The 15421-nt window shown below is 44.8% G+C and carries 16 protein-coding genes and 1 pseudogene; 7 read left to right on the top strand and 10 right to left on the bottom strand.

Features of this window, described 5'->3' with window-relative positions; genetic code table 11:
• Window positions 1-112: 112 nt before the first annotated feature.
• The 4 genes from MBEAL2_RS04740 to MBEAL2_RS04725 all read right to left on the bottom strand — a co-directional run bounded on the left by MBEAL2_RS04740 (window position 113) and on the right by MBEAL2_RS04725 (window position 4557).
• Window positions 113-517, bottom strand: coding sequence for a zinc ribbon domain-containing protein (locus MBEAL2_RS04740; RefSeq protein WP_047151146.1), 405 nt, complete (start codon window positions 515-517; stop codon window positions 113-115).
• A gap of 215 nt (window positions 518-732) precedes the next feature.
• Window positions 733-2424 carry a glycoside hydrolase family 13 protein gene (locus MBEAL2_RS04735; RefSeq protein WP_047151145.1) on the bottom strand — a complete coding sequence of 564 codons (1692 nt, stop codon included), beginning with the start codon at window positions 2422-2424 and terminating at the stop codon, window positions 733-735.
• Window positions 2425-2459: 35 nt separating this feature from the next.
• Window positions 2460-3437, bottom strand: coding sequence for a carbohydrate kinase family protein (locus tag MBEAL2_RS04730; RefSeq protein WP_047151144.1), 978 nt, complete (start codon window positions 3435-3437; stop codon window positions 2460-2462).
• Window positions 3438-3501: 64 nt separating this feature from the next.
• Window positions 3502-4557: a YeiH family protein gene (locus MBEAL2_RS04725; RefSeq protein ID WP_047151143.1), complete on the bottom strand. Its 1056-nt coding sequence runs from the start codon at window positions 4555-4557 to the stop codon at window positions 3502-3504.
• Window positions 4558-4687: 130 nt separating this feature from the next.
• Between MBEAL2_RS04725 and MBEAL2_RS04720 the strand changes: the two genes are divergently transcribed.
• From MBEAL2_RS04720 to MBEAL2_RS04710, 3 genes are all read left to right on the top strand, one after another.
• Complete coding sequence (locus tag MBEAL2_RS04720; protein WP_047151142.1) at window positions 4688-5575, top strand: LysR family transcriptional regulator; 888 nt, start codon at window positions 4688-4690, stop codon at window positions 5573-5575.
• 117 nt (window positions 5576-5692) lie between these two features.
• Window positions 5693-5872, top strand: a complete 180-nt coding sequence (locus MBEAL2_RS04715) for a hypothetical protein (RefSeq protein WP_047151141.1) — start codon at window positions 5693-5695, stop codon at window positions 5870-5872.
• Between the two features lie 42 nt (window positions 5873-5914).
• Window positions 5915-6139 (top strand): carboxymuconolactone decarboxylase family protein, encoded by a 225-nt coding sequence (locus MBEAL2_RS04710; protein ID WP_047151140.1) that lies wholly within the window; start codon window positions 5915-5917, stop codon window positions 6137-6139.
• 58 nt (window positions 6140-6197) lie between these two features.
• On the opposite strand, the gene MBEAL2_RS04705 is transcribed toward MBEAL2_RS04710, so the two are convergent.
• Together MBEAL2_RS04705 and MBEAL2_RS04700 are read right to left on the bottom strand one after the other, a co-directional pair.
• Entirely contained in the window at window positions 6198-6878 is a 681-nt protein-coding gene (locus MBEAL2_RS04705) for a haloacid dehalogenase type II (RefSeq protein WP_047151139.1), read from the bottom strand.
• Between the two features lie 50 nt (window positions 6879-6928).
• Window positions 6929-8365 (bottom strand): amino acid permease, encoded by a 1437-nt coding sequence (locus tag MBEAL2_RS04700; RefSeq protein ID WP_052947473.1) that lies wholly within the window; start codon window positions 8363-8365, stop codon window positions 6929-6931.
• Between the two features lie 198 nt (window positions 8366-8563).
• Between MBEAL2_RS04700 and MBEAL2_RS04695 the strand changes: the two genes are divergently transcribed.
• The 3 genes from MBEAL2_RS04695 (at window position 8564) to moaA (ending at window position 11387) form a co-directional block, all read left to right on the top strand.
• On the top strand, window positions 8564-9073 hold the full coding sequence (locus MBEAL2_RS04695) for a LysM peptidoglycan-binding domain-containing protein (RefSeq protein ID WP_052947472.1): 510 nt from the start codon (window positions 8564-8566) through the stop codon (window positions 9071-9073).
• 471 nt (window positions 9074-9544) lie between these two features.
• Window positions 9545-10342, top strand: coding sequence for a formate dehydrogenase accessory sulfurtransferase FdhD (gene fdhD, locus MBEAL2_RS04685; RefSeq protein ID WP_047151137.1), 798 nt, complete (start codon window positions 9545-9547; stop codon window positions 10340-10342).
• Window positions 10343-10358: 16 nt separating this feature from the next.
• Window positions 10359-11387 carry a GTP 3',8-cyclase MoaA gene (gene moaA, locus MBEAL2_RS04680; RefSeq protein WP_047151136.1) on the top strand — a complete coding sequence of 343 codons (1029 nt, stop codon included), beginning with the start codon at window positions 10359-10361 and terminating at the stop codon, window positions 11385-11387.
• A gap of 87 nt (window positions 11388-11474) precedes the next feature.
• On the opposite strand, the gene hxlB is transcribed toward moaA, so the two are convergent.
• Window positions 11475-12032, bottom strand: a complete 558-nt coding sequence (gene hxlB / locus MBEAL2_RS04675) for a 6-phospho-3-hexuloisomerase (protein WP_047151135.1) — start codon at window positions 12030-12032, stop codon at window positions 11475-11477.
• A 9-nt stretch (window positions 12033-12041) separates the two neighbouring features.
• Window positions 12042-12674 (bottom strand): 3-hexulose-6-phosphate synthase, encoded by a 633-nt coding sequence (gene hxlA, locus MBEAL2_RS04670; RefSeq protein ID WP_047151134.1) that lies wholly within the window; start codon window positions 12672-12674, stop codon window positions 12042-12044.
• 248 nt (window positions 12675-12922) lie between these two features.
• Here hxlA and hxlR point away from each other — a divergent pair, with 248 nt between their 5' ends.
• Complete coding sequence (gene hxlR, locus MBEAL2_RS04665; protein WP_047151133.1) at window positions 12923-13288, top strand: transcriptional activator HxlR; 366 nt, start codon at window positions 12923-12925, stop codon at window positions 13286-13288.
• A gap of 80 nt (window positions 13289-13368) precedes the next feature.
• Here the strand turns inward: hxlR and MBEAL2_RS04660 are convergent.
• Window positions 13369-14375, bottom strand: a pseudogene (locus tag MBEAL2_RS04660) (Gfo/Idh/MocA family protein).
• A gap of 63 nt (window positions 14376-14438) precedes the next feature.
• Window positions 14439-15317, bottom strand: a complete 879-nt coding sequence (locus MBEAL2_RS04655; protein ID WP_369405468.1) for a DMT family transporter — start codon at window positions 15315-15317, stop codon at window positions 14439-14441.
• Window positions 15318-15421: the final 104 nt, after the last annotated feature.

Below are 15421 nucleotides of genomic sequence, written 5' to 3'. Positions count from 1 at the left end.
CCATAACCGAATAGCCGGACTGCTTTCCTTCCCCTATTTCAGTCCCACCACATTTTGGACATTTCGTTACCCGTGTGTTCTCCGTCATATTCCCATCCTTTTCACACTGCATCTATATACTGCTCAACTCCTTGCCACAGTAAGCACAAAACGCAAATTCTTCTTTTGCCGGGCGCCCGCAATACGGGCAAAATAATTTCTGCCCTCCATTATTTCCTTTGGTTTTCTCGTCAAAATACTGGTGTAAAGGATCTCCCTCTTCCTCTGCATCTACAATATCCAACAACGACATTCTTTCCTTATTTGTCGCATTTTTATAATGATAAAACGCTTGAATCGTTCCAACTGCAATAAAGACAACCCCAAAGAGTGGAAATATCGTGCCGCCAACAGGGAAAGGAGAATCTTTCGTTATAAAAAAAGCAATAATCGTCCAAAAAATACCAAAGATAACAGCAACTAGACTTCCAATAGCTCCCATCGCTGAAGGTCCACGACCGGGTTTTATGCTCTTCATAAAACTGTTCTCCCTTCTTTAATGTCTTTTAGAGAACTATACACGGAAAATCACCTGAAATACAGTAAGAGATTTTTAATGTTGTTACATTTTATGCCAGAAACAGCAAAACATCCGAATTTATCAAAGAGCTTACTTTATCGATTTTACCTGCCGGGAAAATCAGCCTTTGATTTTTCGAATGTTTCGTTAAATCGTTCAAACTTAAATTAGATTTACTGCACAGTACAATCTAATTTATATACCCGCGATTCATACGAGCGAAGGGTAAACTGTTTAATCTCTTCTTCCTCTACATGGTAATTCCCTATTAGTAACTCCTTAGAAATAAAGGAGATATCCTTCGGCAGGGTAAATACAGCCTCAGCCTGGTAGAAGTTCGCAATAACGAGCAGTTTCTGGTTTCCCATTGTTCTAATATAGGCAAATATAGATTCGTGATTTTCTAGAATAAGCTCATAAGAGCCGTATATGATAATCTCATACTGCCTGCGCAGCTCAATCAGCTTTTTATAATAATAGAAAATCGAATCCGGCTCCTTTAGCGCTTGCGCCACATTAATGTCCGTATAGTTAGGATTTACCTGAATCCATGGCTCACCCGCAGTGAAGCCTGCATGTCTGCTGTTATCCCACTGCATCGGCGTTCTTGCATTATCGCGGCTTTTCGCATAAATCGATTCCATCACTTCTCCCGGATCCCGCTTCTGTTCAAATACTCTTTCTTTATACATATTGAGCGTTTCGATATCTTTATACTCCTCGATCGTCTTGTACCGGACGTTCGTCATGCCAATCTCCTCGCCTTGATAAATATAAGGCGTCCCCTGCATCATGTGGAGGACCGTAGCAAGCATTTTCGCGGACTCAACCCGGTACTCCCTGTCATTGCCGAAGCGCGAAACAATACGGGGCTGGTCATGATTGTTCCAGTATAAGCTGTTCCATCCTTTGTTGTGCAGCTGCTTTTGCCATTTCGATAAATTTGCCTTCAGGTCCGGTAAATATAACGGCTTTACATCCCACTTTCTCAAACCTTTCTGTTTATCCAGGCTCATATGTTCAAATTGAAAGATCATATTCAGTTCATGCCGATCTTCGTCGGTATACAGCTGCGCCTGCTCGGGTGTAACACCCGGGCATTCGCCGACCGTCATAATATCATAGTGGGACAGCACTTCGCGGTTCATTTCCTGCAGAAAATCGTGTACCCGTTCTCCGTTCGGTTCGTACCCGTTGTTTTCCGCCTTTCCATTCATAAAGTCCTCGTATGGGGCTAAAAACTCCTTTTTCGAAATCATATTAATGACGTCCATCCGGAATCCGTCGATGCCTTTATCCAGCCAGAACCTCATCATATTGTAGATTTCCTGACGAAGCGCGCTGTTTTCCCAGTTTAAATCCGGCTGCTTTTTAGAAAACATGTGAAGAAAGTATTCTCCGGTTGCTTCATCATATTCCCAGGCTGAACCGCCAAAAGAAGCCCTCCAGTCTGTCGGTGCTTTTCCGTCCAAACCTGGGCGCCATATATAGTAATCACGGTACGGGTTGTCTTTTGATTTACGTGATTCTGCAAACCAGGCGTGTTCATCTGATGTATGGTTCACTACCAAATCCATAACAAGGCGAATGCCCCGCTTGTGCATTTCCGCAAGCAACTGTTCCCAATCCTGCATCGTCCCGAACTCAGCCATAATATCCTGGTAATCACTAATATCGTAGCCATTATCATCGTTTGGAGAAGTATAGACAGGGGATAACCACACAACATCAATCCCGAGATCTTTTAAATAATCGAGTTTTGACAGGATTCCCTGGATATCTCCGATGCCGTCCCCATCACTATCCACAAAGCTCCGCGGGTAAATTTGATATACAACGCTTTCCTTCCACCAGTGCTTATTCATCTAAGATAGCCAACTCCTTTGTGTAAAAATTATTTCTATGCATGTCCACCGTTTAGGAGCGCATAAACTTGTTCTATCGTCGGAAGCGAAGAAATCGCTCCTTTGCCTGCGGTTGTAAGCGCACCGCTTGCATTGGCAAAAGCCAGTATTTCCTTATGGTGTGTTTTTATGATTTCTTCGACTGTATCCTGGCTTATTTTTCTCTTCAGCAGTTGAAATAGGAAGCCTCCGATAAAAGCATCTCCCGCTCCTGTTGTATCCTGTACCTGTACACGGTAGCCCTCTGCGTTGTATTTGCTGGTTTTTGTATACAACTCAGCTCCCCCCGGCCCCTTCGTGTAGATAACAGCCTGTACATCACCAGCAAACAAGGTGCGGATAGCCTCTTCTACATTTGAAATCCCTGTAATAAAAGGAAGTTCTTCATCCGAAATTTTCACAAGGTGGGCAGTTGGGATGAACTCCAAAATCGCTTCCCGGCAGGCCTGCTCGCTTTTCCATAACGGAAGACGCACGTTAGGGTCAAAGCTGACAAGTCCCCCCTGCGCTTTCATGGCTGAAATCGCCTTTCTGTGCGCCTTTTTCATCGGGCTTTCCACTAAATCCACGGAGCAAAAATGCAGGATATCACCGTCTTGAAACCAGTTTGTATCAATTTCTTCCGCTGTTAATAGCAAATCGGAAGATGGATTACGATAAAAGGAAAAATCGCGTTCCCCATCTTCCCGTAACGATACAAAAGCAAGTCCGGTATTCGCCTCATCCGTTCTTAAAACCTTGTCTGTCTCAACGCCTGCCTTCTTCAATTCTTCTATGAGAAAATTCCCAAAAGCATCATTGCCGAGCTTTGTAATCATGGCTGCAGGATTTCCGTACTTTGCAACAGCGGCCGCAACGTTTGCGGGCGCACCGCCGGGCGCACGTTCAAACGAAACGACATCCTGCAGGGCTCTTCCTTTCTGCAAAGGGATAAAATCAATTAAAACTTCTCCAATCGAAAACAGCTTAGCCATGAAGTCACCCCGTTACCCAAATTTAGAACACGTAGCCTTATTAAATATAAATGTATCAAATCATTCAGCTAAGACCAAGTAGTTGAACAAGATAAAAACCGATGACAGACAGCAGCACCGACCCAACAAACCCGGCTGCGAGGGGCTTCATCCCCAACCGTCTGCACGTACTTATCCTCACATTCATCCCCAGGCCCGCCATTGCCATCCCTAACAGCAAGTACGAAATCGACACCATTTGCTTCGCAGCGCTCTCAGGTATAATGCCAAGGGTATGAATTCCACTTACGATAAGAAAGCCAAAAACAAACCACGGAACCGGCAATTTCGCTACCCTTTCTTTAAACGAACGATCCTGTGAAGCCGGCGCTGTCCCCCGCTCAAACGACCAGCCGATGAAGAGAGCCACCGGTACGAGCAGCGCTACTCTCGTTAGCTTGACAATGACCGCTGCATCCACCGCTTCTTTCCCCCCAGGAACTGCGGCTGCGATAACATGCGCGATTTCATGCAGGGTCCCTCCCGCAAACGCGCCGTAACCCGCTTTCGTTAAGCCGAGTACAGGGTATAGCAAAGTATACACAACCGTAAAAATAGTACCAAGAATGGCTACGACAGCTACACCCACTGCCGATTCTTCATCATCCGCTTTCACGAGCGGGGCAATGGCAGCGACCGCGGCCGCACCACAAATCGCGGTGCCGCACGCCGCCAGTATGCTAAGTTTACGATCTACATTCAAATAACGCGACAAACCGTATACAACGAGCAGAGCAAACACAAGATTCACCGTCGCCAGAACAACGACATGCGAACCTGCCTCCACAATGCCAAACAGATTCAACCGCATCCCGAGCACAATGATTCCCAGCCGCAGCAGCTTTTTGCTGGAGAAGGAAGTCCCGCTCATCGTTTGCTCTTTAACGCCAAGTACCGCCCGCCACAGCATTCCGAGCAGGATGGCAACGACCAGTTGCCCAACCATACTGAAAAAAGGGAGCGTTGCGATATACCTGGACACTATTGCTATGAGCAGTGTGATGCCAACTCCCTGGATAAAATATAGCGAAATCCCTTTCCTATCCGGCCTCACTACACTCTTTTTTATCGTCTGTTCCATTGTGGTTTCCCCCGCTTCATCGCCTTCCGTTCTTTCCTCTTCTTTTACTATACGAGAGGTTGAATAATAAGGAAAATACAGTTATATTATTGTAAAGATTAATATTTCTAATGATAAATAGGAGAATCGTATGCATTATGATGCACTGAAAACATTTGTTACCGTAGTGGAAGAAAAAAGCTTTACCAGGGCGGGAGAAAAGCTCCGGCTGTCACAGCCAAGCGTGAGCCTGCACATTAAAAATCTGGAATCCGAATTTCAGGCAAAGCTGATCGATCGTTCTCCTAAGCATCTCTATATTACAGCGGCCGGCGAGATGCTGTATGAACGGGCGAAACAGATGCTGAATTTGTATGAAAAAGCGCGGGAGGATTTGTACACCCACCAGCATACGATAAAAGGAAAGCTCCACATTGGGGCCAGCTATACGATCGGTGAGTATATCCTTCCGAGGCTTCTGGCAGCGTTCAGCCATGAGTATCCGGAAGCAGAGGTTGAGGTGACCGTTGGCAATACGGAAAGCATCGCCCGGGCTGTGAAGCTGCTGCAAATGGACGTTGGACTTATCGAAGGGCAAACAAATGACAAAGATCTGCAAATTACTCCGTTCATGCAGGATGAAATGGTGCTGGTCGTTCCGACCAACCATCCGCTGGCCGCATTTAAAATGATCGATGCGGATAAGCTTCACGATTGCACCTGGATTGTCCGGGAAGAAGGTTCAGGGACCCGGGTATACACCGATTATGTGATTGAAAACTTCGGTCTGCGGGTTAAAAAAATGGTTACATTCAGCAGTAACCAGGCGGTGAAAGAAGCGGTTGCTGCGGGGCTTGGTGTGACCGTCCTTTCCGATTGGGCTGTAAGAAAACCGCTGCAGTATGGTGAACTCGCTTCCTTGTCGATTCAAGGCCGGACTTTTTTGCGCCAGCTCTCGTATATTCAGGCAGCGCATGTTGAAATGACCCAATTAACCCGGCTGTTTCTCCATTCTGTCCAGCATGCACAAGCGGAATAGCTGCTGCTTGCACTCTGCAATGTGCCGGAACCTATAGCAAAGAAACGGAATTCGTGATTTGATAATAGGAAGGATGGGAATTTAAAGAAGTATCTATACTTAATAGGAGGTGCTACTTTGGCAAGGTTACCGCTTACAGACGTAGAAGGAAGCCCATTTCGCAAAGCATTTGCAAATTCCCCAGAACTGCTCGGTGCATTCGAGCAGATGGAAAGCGCGCTTGGAGAAATACTGGAGCCTGAGTTGCTTGAACTTATCCGTCTTCGCTCCGCCGCAAACAACGGGTGTGACTACTGACTGAACGTCCAGCGAATTGCTCTGGATGAGCAAAAGAGAAACATGGCAGCGGCCAGGCAGAAAGAAGCTTCCCTGTCGGACAGGGAAAGAGCCGCACTGGAACTTACCGATCAAATTATGGCCTACCATGGTGTTTTGCCCGAAGAGCTGCTGGAACGGGTGAAGGAGCATTTTACCACGCAAGAAATCATCGCCCTTCTCTGGCAGATTGGCAGCAAGAATGCTGCAAACTGGTTTATTATTGCTATGCAAATAGCAAACAAGTGAGAAAACTATTCAATTAAAAAGATAGAGGATGCCATGCAAGCATGGATCCTCTATCTTTTTACCCTTCTCTTTGTAGTTTTTCCGCCAGCTCATCCAATGTTCGGACAACAACATCAGGCTCTACACCGAGCTCATCAAACTGTTTGTCAAACCGATTAATCCAGCACACCTGAAACCCGAATACTTTTGCTCCTGAGACGTCCCATGGGTTTGAAGAAATAAACAGTACCTCTTCTTTATGAACCCCCAGCTTGTCCGGGGCGAGCTGGTAAACGTCCATAAACGGTTTGAATATTTTGCGCTCATCTACGCTGATGACGTAAGAAAACTTAGAAGCCAGGCCCGCATGGCGGATAACCGACTGCAGCATGTGCGGGGTTCCGTTTGAAAGGACGGCCAGCTGCTTGCCCTGCACTTGCAGCTTTCCTAATGCCGCAGGGACCTCATTATACGGCTTTAAATGAAGATATTCGTTAAGGATATCGGATAGCGCCTCATCAGACCATTCAACTTTCTGCTCTTTCAAAGTAAAAACGAGTGCATCCCGCGTAACTTCCCAGAAGTCTTCATATCGTCCCATCAAAGAACGGAGCCACGTATATTCCAGCTGTTTCTGCCTCCAGGTATTGCTTATCTTTCCGCCAAGCCTCGGAAAGATAAGCTCACACTTCTCTGTCACAGTATGTACATCGAAGAGCGTACCGTATGCGTCAAAAACAATCGCTTTGCAATTATCCATATGTTTCCTCCTCCAGTCTTTTTATTACTATTATACAATAGTACCCTATATTACGAACGCTCTTTTCTCTTTTCCCTTGCCGGGACGACAACGGAACGGCTGCGCAAATAATAGCTGACAAAAATAATCCCAATAATGCCGAGGCTCACCAGAAAACCAACCCGCTCATTCGGGCGAAACAGCGCCCCGCTAACCGAGACAACAATCAAAGCAATGCCAAAATACGAACTGTAAGGGGTTCCGGGCATTACAGAAGCCAGCCTCTCGCCTGATTTTATGTAGTTCCGATGGTTTTTCACCTGCGAAGACATAATAATAACCCAGTTTAGAATAAGCATAACCCCCGCCGCTGTTGTTACATATTCGTACACCGTATTTGGAAGAAGGAAAGACAGAACGATGCACAGGGCAAGCCCGGAACTCCCCAGAAACAGCGCCTTTGCCGGGACGCCGCGTTTGTTTATTTGGGCGAACATCTTCGGCGCGTCCCCGTCGTTCGCAAGCGAAAGCATCACCCGAGTGATGGAAAAGAGCGAGCCTACCATCGTGGAAAAGGCGGCACTAATAATAATTAAATTGAAGATGGTGCTCAAATAAGGAAGGTTAAACGCAGACAGAGCCGTCACAAAAGGGCTTTCCGATTCATTGATTTTGCTCCAATCCGCCATAATAATAACAAAAAACAAAGCAGTGACATAGAGGAACACAAGCGCAAGAAGCAATACGGTGCCCGCTTTCGTAACGTCATTTTTGTTTTTCAATTCATTCGCCGTCACGCCCATAATTTCAATTCCCCCGTAGGAAAAAAGCGCAAAAATCATGGCCGACCAGAGGCCGATGAATCCATGTGGAAAAAATACGCTTCCTTGAAGAAGAAAGGCTGGCCGGTTGATTGTCAGATTAGCGGAGGGCGGGATAACGCCTGTGAGAATCATCGCTCCGAAAACAATGAAGACAATAAGAGTGGAGAGCTTCACAATGGCAAAAAACGATTCGATTGTCCCGAAATTACGCACGCCAAGCCGGTTTATGCCCAGTCCTGCCGCTGCATAAACAATCGAAAAAACCCACAGGGGAACGTGGGGAAACCAAAACTTCGTAAAAATAGCTAAGGCCGTAACCTCGCTGGACATAATCAATACACCGGCGAGCCAGTACATCCAACCGCTCACAAACCCTATGCCCGGCCCAAACGCTTTTCCCGCATAAGTGCGAAACGACCCTGGTTGCGGGTCATGGACTGACATTTCCGCTAGCGCGTTAAAAGTTAGAAACGCAATGACGCCCCCTGCCAGGTAGGCGAGCAGCATGGAAGGGCCGGCGGTTTGAATAGACAGCCCTGTACCGAGAAAAAAACCGGCGCCGATAATCGAGCCGATGCCGATGAGCGTAAGCTGCCACCACTGAATCCCTTCGCCGTTCCCTTTCCTTATCTCCTCATTTTCCTGATGCTTGACCTTATGTTTAACAACGTTATCATTTTTCATTTCCGTCTCTCTCCCTTCCCCTATACTATCCCCTCCTTTTTATTTGTTACTAATTCGGTGTCATACAATGCTTATCAATGACATATACATGTCGTATGAGCCTTTCTATATCATTCCTCTTTATTTTCTTTCCATATTATGTTGATTAATGCAAGAATCGTGGTAATTATAATACAAATGAAAGATGGAGGGTCAAGTATGATAAAACAAACAAAGACAATAACAACAACAGTACCCGAAACAGGCGGCATTTTTCAAAGAAAGGCTGCTGTACAAGCCTATAAGGCGAAAGCAATTGGAATAACAGCTTCGCTTATCCTTGCCATAAGCGCTTTTATCGGAGCTTCATCCGCTTCCGCTGCTGGTGATAATTACTCCGTTAAAAAAGGCGATACCCTCTTCAAAATCGCTGCAAAATATAAAGTTACCGTACAAGAGCTTAAACGAACGAATGGATTAAAAACCGACATGCTTAAGGTGGGCCAGCATCTTACGATTGCGCATGATAATACCATTCGTATTGAAGCAACAGTGAATGGTGTGGCAGACGGCAATTTTGTGGAATTTGCCGCCGACAATGGGGAAATTCTAGTCTTAATGATTCCTAACGGAAATGCGGAGTCATTTGCGGACATGGAAGGAAAGAAGCTAAACCTCGTTTACAAAGCCGGTGAACCTCCCGTACTGGTTAGTTACTCGGCTCAATAATGTTCATTTTTATTGCTGCAGGCTTAAAGCCCCTGCCACAATGGCAGGGGCTTTTCCGACTTGACTTATATAAATGAAGTTAATACCATAAATAGATAGTTCGTTAGAGGAGGGAAACGGCTCCCTCTCCTGATAAAATGCCATTATATTTTTGAACCGCTTCTTCCAGCTCTTCGACTCTCTTTTCCACGTAGCGCTGATCCTTTTATGCGACATACACCGTCTTCACACAGCCAGGTGCCTCCCCATTGGAACACGTCCCCATAAATCTCCCACTCTGAGCGTGCTTCTTCGAGCCGTGGGCCTTTTATTTAACGTTTCAATCATTTCACTACAATGTATCACAAAACATATGATTGTACGAACTTTTTAAAAATAGCGACACTCTTTTTTCAATATAACAACAGTTTTTACACAATGAATATATGCTATTATTAAAATAATTATTTGTTGACAAGAAGGTGGCAGGTTATGGAAGGCGAGTATACGATTCAAAAAAAAGTTACAAAGTTTGAAAATGGTTCTTTGGAGGAAAAATATGACCAGATTGTTTCCGAATATCCATTGACCATTATGCTAAACGGTGAAGAATTTGCAACAATGGTCTGCACCCCATTAGATTTAGAAGAACTCGTTATTGGTTTTCTCGCATCAGAAGGTGTGATACGATTTAAAGATGACATTAAACAAATGCACATTGATCAGTCTCGCGGGTTCGCTTATGTAGATTTAACGTTTCAGACCCCTACAAGCCAGCAATTTTACTCCAAAAGATTCATCGGCTCCTGCTGCGGGAAAAGCAGGCAATTTTACTTTCAAAACGACGCACGCACAGCTAGAACATCTACATCAAAGGTATCACTTACGCCGGAACAATGCATTTTCCTAATGAAACAGATGCAGGAAAGCAGTACCGTTTTTAAAGAAACGGGTGGCGTTCATAATGCGGCCCTGTGTACAAATAGTGAAATGCTAATTAGTCGAACGGATATTGGCAGGCATAATGCTTTAGATAAACTTTTTGGTTATTGTATACAGCATCGTATCCCTGTTCAAGATAAGACCATCGTCTTTAGCGGAAGGATTTCTTCTGAAGTTCTATTGAAAGCTGCGAAAATTGGCGTCGGTGTTGTATTGTCGAAGTCTGCTCCTACAGACCTGGCAATACAGCTGGCTGAAGAGTTAAACATCACGGCTGTTGGATTTATTAGAGGAAACTCTTTCAATGTTTATTCGCACCCTGAAAGGATTAAACAAGACGGGAGCTAGAGAGAAGGAATGCAGCATGACAAATTCGATTCATTTGCTTGATAAATTGAACCGCCCCCTTCGTGATTTGCGCATATCTGTTACAGATAAATGCAATTTTCGCTGTACGTATTGTATGCCGGCTGAAATTTTCGGCCCTGACTACCCTTTTCTTAAAAGAGAGCAGCTCCTTTCTTTTGAAGAAGTAGAAAGGATCGCCCGCATTTTTTCGGAAAACTTTGGAATAAAAAAAATTCGCCTCACAGGCGGCGAGCCCTTAATGCGGAAGGACCTCCCTGTTCTCATAAGCAAGCTTTCAGAAATACACGGGATTGAAGAAATTGCGATGACAACGAACGGTTCCCTTCTGCCCAGGTACGCGGAGCAATTAAGGGATGCCGGCCTGAAGCGGGTGACAGTCAGCCTGGATTCTTTAAATGACGAGCTATTTGGAAAAATGAACGGCAGAGGCGTTACCGTTGACACAGTATTGGCAGGAATTGATGCAGCTGCCAGAGCAGGACTTGGCGTTAAAATCAATATGGTTGTCCAAAAAGGTGTCAATGAATCTGAAATTGTTCCGATGGCCTCGTTTTTTAAAGAGAAGGGACATATTATACGGTTTATTGAATTTATGGATGTGGGAAATACAAATCAGTGGAATTTGGATTCCGTTTATCCAAAAAAGCAAATCATTGAGGATATTAACCGCGCGATGCCAATTGAACCGATTGACCCTAATTATGAAGGGGAAGTAGCTACAAGATACCGCTATGTTGGATCGCATGAGGAAATCGGTGTCATTTCTTCTGTGACCGATGCTTTCTGCTCCAGCTGCAATCGGGCAAGGTTATCCGCTGAAGGCCAATTATACACGTGCCTGTTTGCCTCGAGGGGACATGATTTAAAAACTCCCCTGCGATCCGGGTTGTCAGACAAAGAAATGCAATCCATTGTGGAAAATATTTGGAGTAACCGCCATGATCGCTATTCGGAAGAGCGCGATGAACTTACAAATAGTAGCGCTGTAAAGAAAAAAGTGGAAATGTCACACATTGGAGGGTAAGCTTTCAGTAAATAAAAGGATAGAATCAGGCAGGTTTGCTTCCGCCTGATTCTATCCTTTTTAGTGTTGCAGCTTTAATGGATTGCCCTACTCAAGATTGGCATGTCTGCTAAACATGGCAGCGGAGCCCATTCCCTGCTTCTCCATTAGTCTCAATATGACAGCATCGTAGAACAATAAGAGCGTCTGCTCAAACAAGGCTCCCATTGGCTGTATCGTCTTGTATGAGCTGTTCGCCTTGTCTTTCGGTGAGCCAGGCAGTGTAATGGCAATATCGGCGATTTTGCCAAGCGTTGATTCAGGGAAAATCGTTGCAACGGCAACGATTCCCCCTAAACTTTTTGCTTTTTCCGCCATTGGAACCAAACTTTTGGTTTCCCCTGAACCGGAACCGATGAGCAGCATATCGCCTTTTTCCAGGTTCGGGGTGACCGTTTCGCCAACGACATAAGCATCGAAGCCCATCTGCATCATCCGCATGGCAAAGGCCCTGGACATTAATCCAGACCGGCCTGCGCCAGCGACAAACACTTTCTTTGCCTCGAGAATTCCGTCCACCAATTTTTCGGCTTCTTCGCTTATCAGCAAGCCCGCGGTACGGTTTAACTCATTTATAATTTCAGTAAAATATTCCGTCGTCTGCATGCCCTGTCCTTACCCTTGTTTAATCATTTTTTGCATTTGGGCAGCTGCAGCTTGTTTATCCTCTTGTCCGGTAATCCCGCCCCCTACAATCACAAGGTCAGGATTGGCTTTAATCACTTCCGGCAGCGTCTCTAATTTAATACCGCCTGCAATCGCTGTTTTTGCATTTTTCACGACGCCTTTAATTCTTCGAAGGTCTTCAAAAGAATTTTGTCCGACTGCCTGAAGATCGTAGCCGGTGTGCACACAAATATAATCCACACCAAGCGCATCGAGTTCTTTTGCCCGTCCTTCAATATCTTTCACGCCGATCATGTCCACCAGGATTTTCTTGCCCTGTTTTTTCGCTTCTTGAACAGCACCCTTAATGGACATGTCCTCAGCAGCTCCCAATATCGTAATAATATCTGCGCCAGCCTCGGATGCTTTCATGACTTCATATCCGGCTGCATCCATAATTTTTAGATCTGCCAGAACTTTTAAAGAAGGGAACTCTTCTTTGATTTCCTTTACTGCCCGAAGGCCTTCGTTTATAACAACCGGCGTGCCGATTTCGACGATGTCAATGTATTTCTCTACTTCTTTTACCAGCTTCTTTGCTTCCGGGATGTTTACAAGATCTAACGCTAATTGCAGTTCCATGAATTGTCCACTCCTAATAAAAATGAATTCGTGTTGTTAACAGGTTAACTATCGATGGCGAGTTAGATTTTTTCCCTCAAGCATCTTTAGTATGACCATTACCTGTGCTCGTTATTTTTAACACAGAAGTTAGTATAACGTGTATAATATGCTATTGTAAGTACGCACTTTATTATCATATAGTGATAAAAAAACACATAGTATCATAAAGGATACTATGTGTTACAATAAATACAGAGGTGAAATGGATGGCACGCATTCCTAATAAGACGTTTAATTGCGAAAAAGAACTGACGCTTTCCGTCATCGGCGGAAAGTGGAAGATGATTATTTTATGGCATTTGGGAAAAAGCGGGACGAAGCGTTTTAGCGAACTAAAAAACCTGATCCCGGATATTACGCAAAAAATGCTCGTTAACCATTTGCGGGAACTGGAAGAAGATCAAATTGTCCATCGTGAAGTATATCCTGTTGTTCCGCCAAAAGTGGAATATTCACTGACAGAACATGGAAGAACCCTTATGCCTGTCCTTGAGGCGATGTATGAATGGGGTAAAACCTACATGGAGACAGCGATGAAGGATAAGGTCAAAATCAAGGAACCCGGTCAATAAAAAACCTAATCCTATGCATGAAAATGAAACAACCCTTGCGTATTTTTTACGCAAGGGTTGTTTATTCCTAAACAGAGGCACTACTGTTTAAATTCGGATTTCACCGCCTTATCCGCTGGAAATACAAGCCCTATTTGTTTTCTGGCTTCCTCCATTATTTCCATCACAACCATGGAATTTGTATGAGAATTAGTCGGCGATTCCAATTTCCCGTTTTTAATTAACTCCATAAACTCTTTTATTTCATAATACATCGCTGGATTCGCCTGTGGTTTTGTAATATCTTCTGTCCTTCCATCCCGGTAGCGGATTTCAACTTTCGCTGGACTGCTGATTTTATCAATGACAAGGGTCCCGTTTTCCCCCTGAATTTCAGAAGGAAGATGTGAATCGGTTATTTTCGAGTACATAACAACCGCGTCTTTTTCCTCATACTTCATAAGGATGCTTCCTTCCCCGTCCACCCCGAATCAAGCATCACTCCATGGGCTTTTACACCGGAAGGCTTGCCAAATAATACAACCATTGGATAGATACAATAAATTCCAATATCCATTAATGACCCATTCGAAAAAGCAGGGTTAAATGCATTTAAGATGGTGCCTTCTTTATAAGCATCATAGCGGGAGGAATATTGGCAATAGCTTGCAAAATAGCGACGGACCGGCCCAATTTTGTGCAAATGTTCCTGAATGGCTCTGTAGCCAGGAACAAGGGTTGATTTTATTGCCTCCATTAGCGCCACATTGTTCTTTTTTGCTGCTTTAATCATCTCCTGCAGCTCGGCTGTATTAGAGGCAATGGGCTTTTCACACAACACGTGCTTTCCATAGTTCATGCACGTTATCGCCTGTTTTGCGTGAAAGGAATTAGGGCTGGCAATATAAACGGCATCGATTTCTTTACTTGCTGCCATCGCTTCCAATTCCGTAAAGGTATTCTGAATGCCAAATTTCGCTGCGAATTCCTTCGCTCGTTCTTCCGTCCGGGAATAAACAGCCGTCAAAGCAAAATCCTCTATTTCCCTTGCTGATTCAATAAACTGTTCGGTAATCCGGTTCGTTCCGATTATGCCAAATCGTATCATGGTGACTCCTTCTCGTTCACTTTTTACTTTCTGTTACTCTTTCCTTCGTAGTATTTCTTATTCCTATTTCGCTATGGAATGGCTGACCTTTGTCTTCCCTTCCCATTTCACAACCGTGATTCCGAGCAGGATGACAATGCCGCCAAGCCCCTGCAGCAGATTAAGTGATTCATGGAGAACAACAGCCGCGATGAGAATCGCAACGAGCGGTACCATATACATGTAGACCATTACTTTCGTCGGCCCGATCTTACTGACACCATAATACCAGACGACCAGGCCATAAACTGTTACCGGAATCGCAGCATACAGAAGGGAACCCCATACTCCAGCACTCCAGTGCCAGGATGTTGTCAATAATTGTGTCATATTAATCGGTACAAGAAGCGCAGCCGCAATGCCAGACGACCAGGCGGTAACCCGAAGGGACGAGTACTTTTTCACGAGGGGTTCGGCAAGAATGGGATACCACCCCCAGAACAGGGCCGCAATAAGACCGATAAGATCTCCGTAAAGATGATTCGAGCGAAAGGCAAATCCTTCGTTTCCCATTCCAATGACTGCAGCCGCCCCAAGGAATGCCAGAAGGGAACCCGCCTGGACTCTCCACGTAAACTTTTCCTTTCCACCAGCGATGGATAATATTCCCGTAAAAATAGGCGACAATGCAATCATAAGAGAAGAATTCGTCGCAGAAGTATTATGTATCGAAACCATAAAGAGCGTCTGATAAATCGAAATCCCAACCAGACTAACAATGATAAGCCGGGGGATGTCTCTCTTTTCGATGGCTATGCTTTTTTCCTTCCACCAAAGACCGATGAGCAGTATAGGGAAAACAATCGCAAACCGAATGAGTGTAAACATTTCAGGGCTGAGTACTTCCATCCCGAACTTGCTGAATGTGTAGTTGCCTCCCCAAAACAGTACAACACAAAGCAGTAAAATTTCTGTCTTTAAATTTTTCGTATCAATCCCCTCCTTACAATTATTATCAATTAATTACGACAAAAAAGATAGGGTTTACGCTTGTTTTTCGAAAGGAA

This window comes from Aneurinibacillus tyrosinisolvens, assembly GCF_001015055.1.
GTDB lineage: Bacteria > Bacillota > Bacilli > Aneurinibacillales > Aneurinibacillaceae > Aneurinibacillus_A > Aneurinibacillus_A tyrosinisolvens.
The sequence above is the reverse complement of the archived record's forward strand: the minus strand, read 5'-3'. Positions and strand labels throughout refer to the sequence as shown.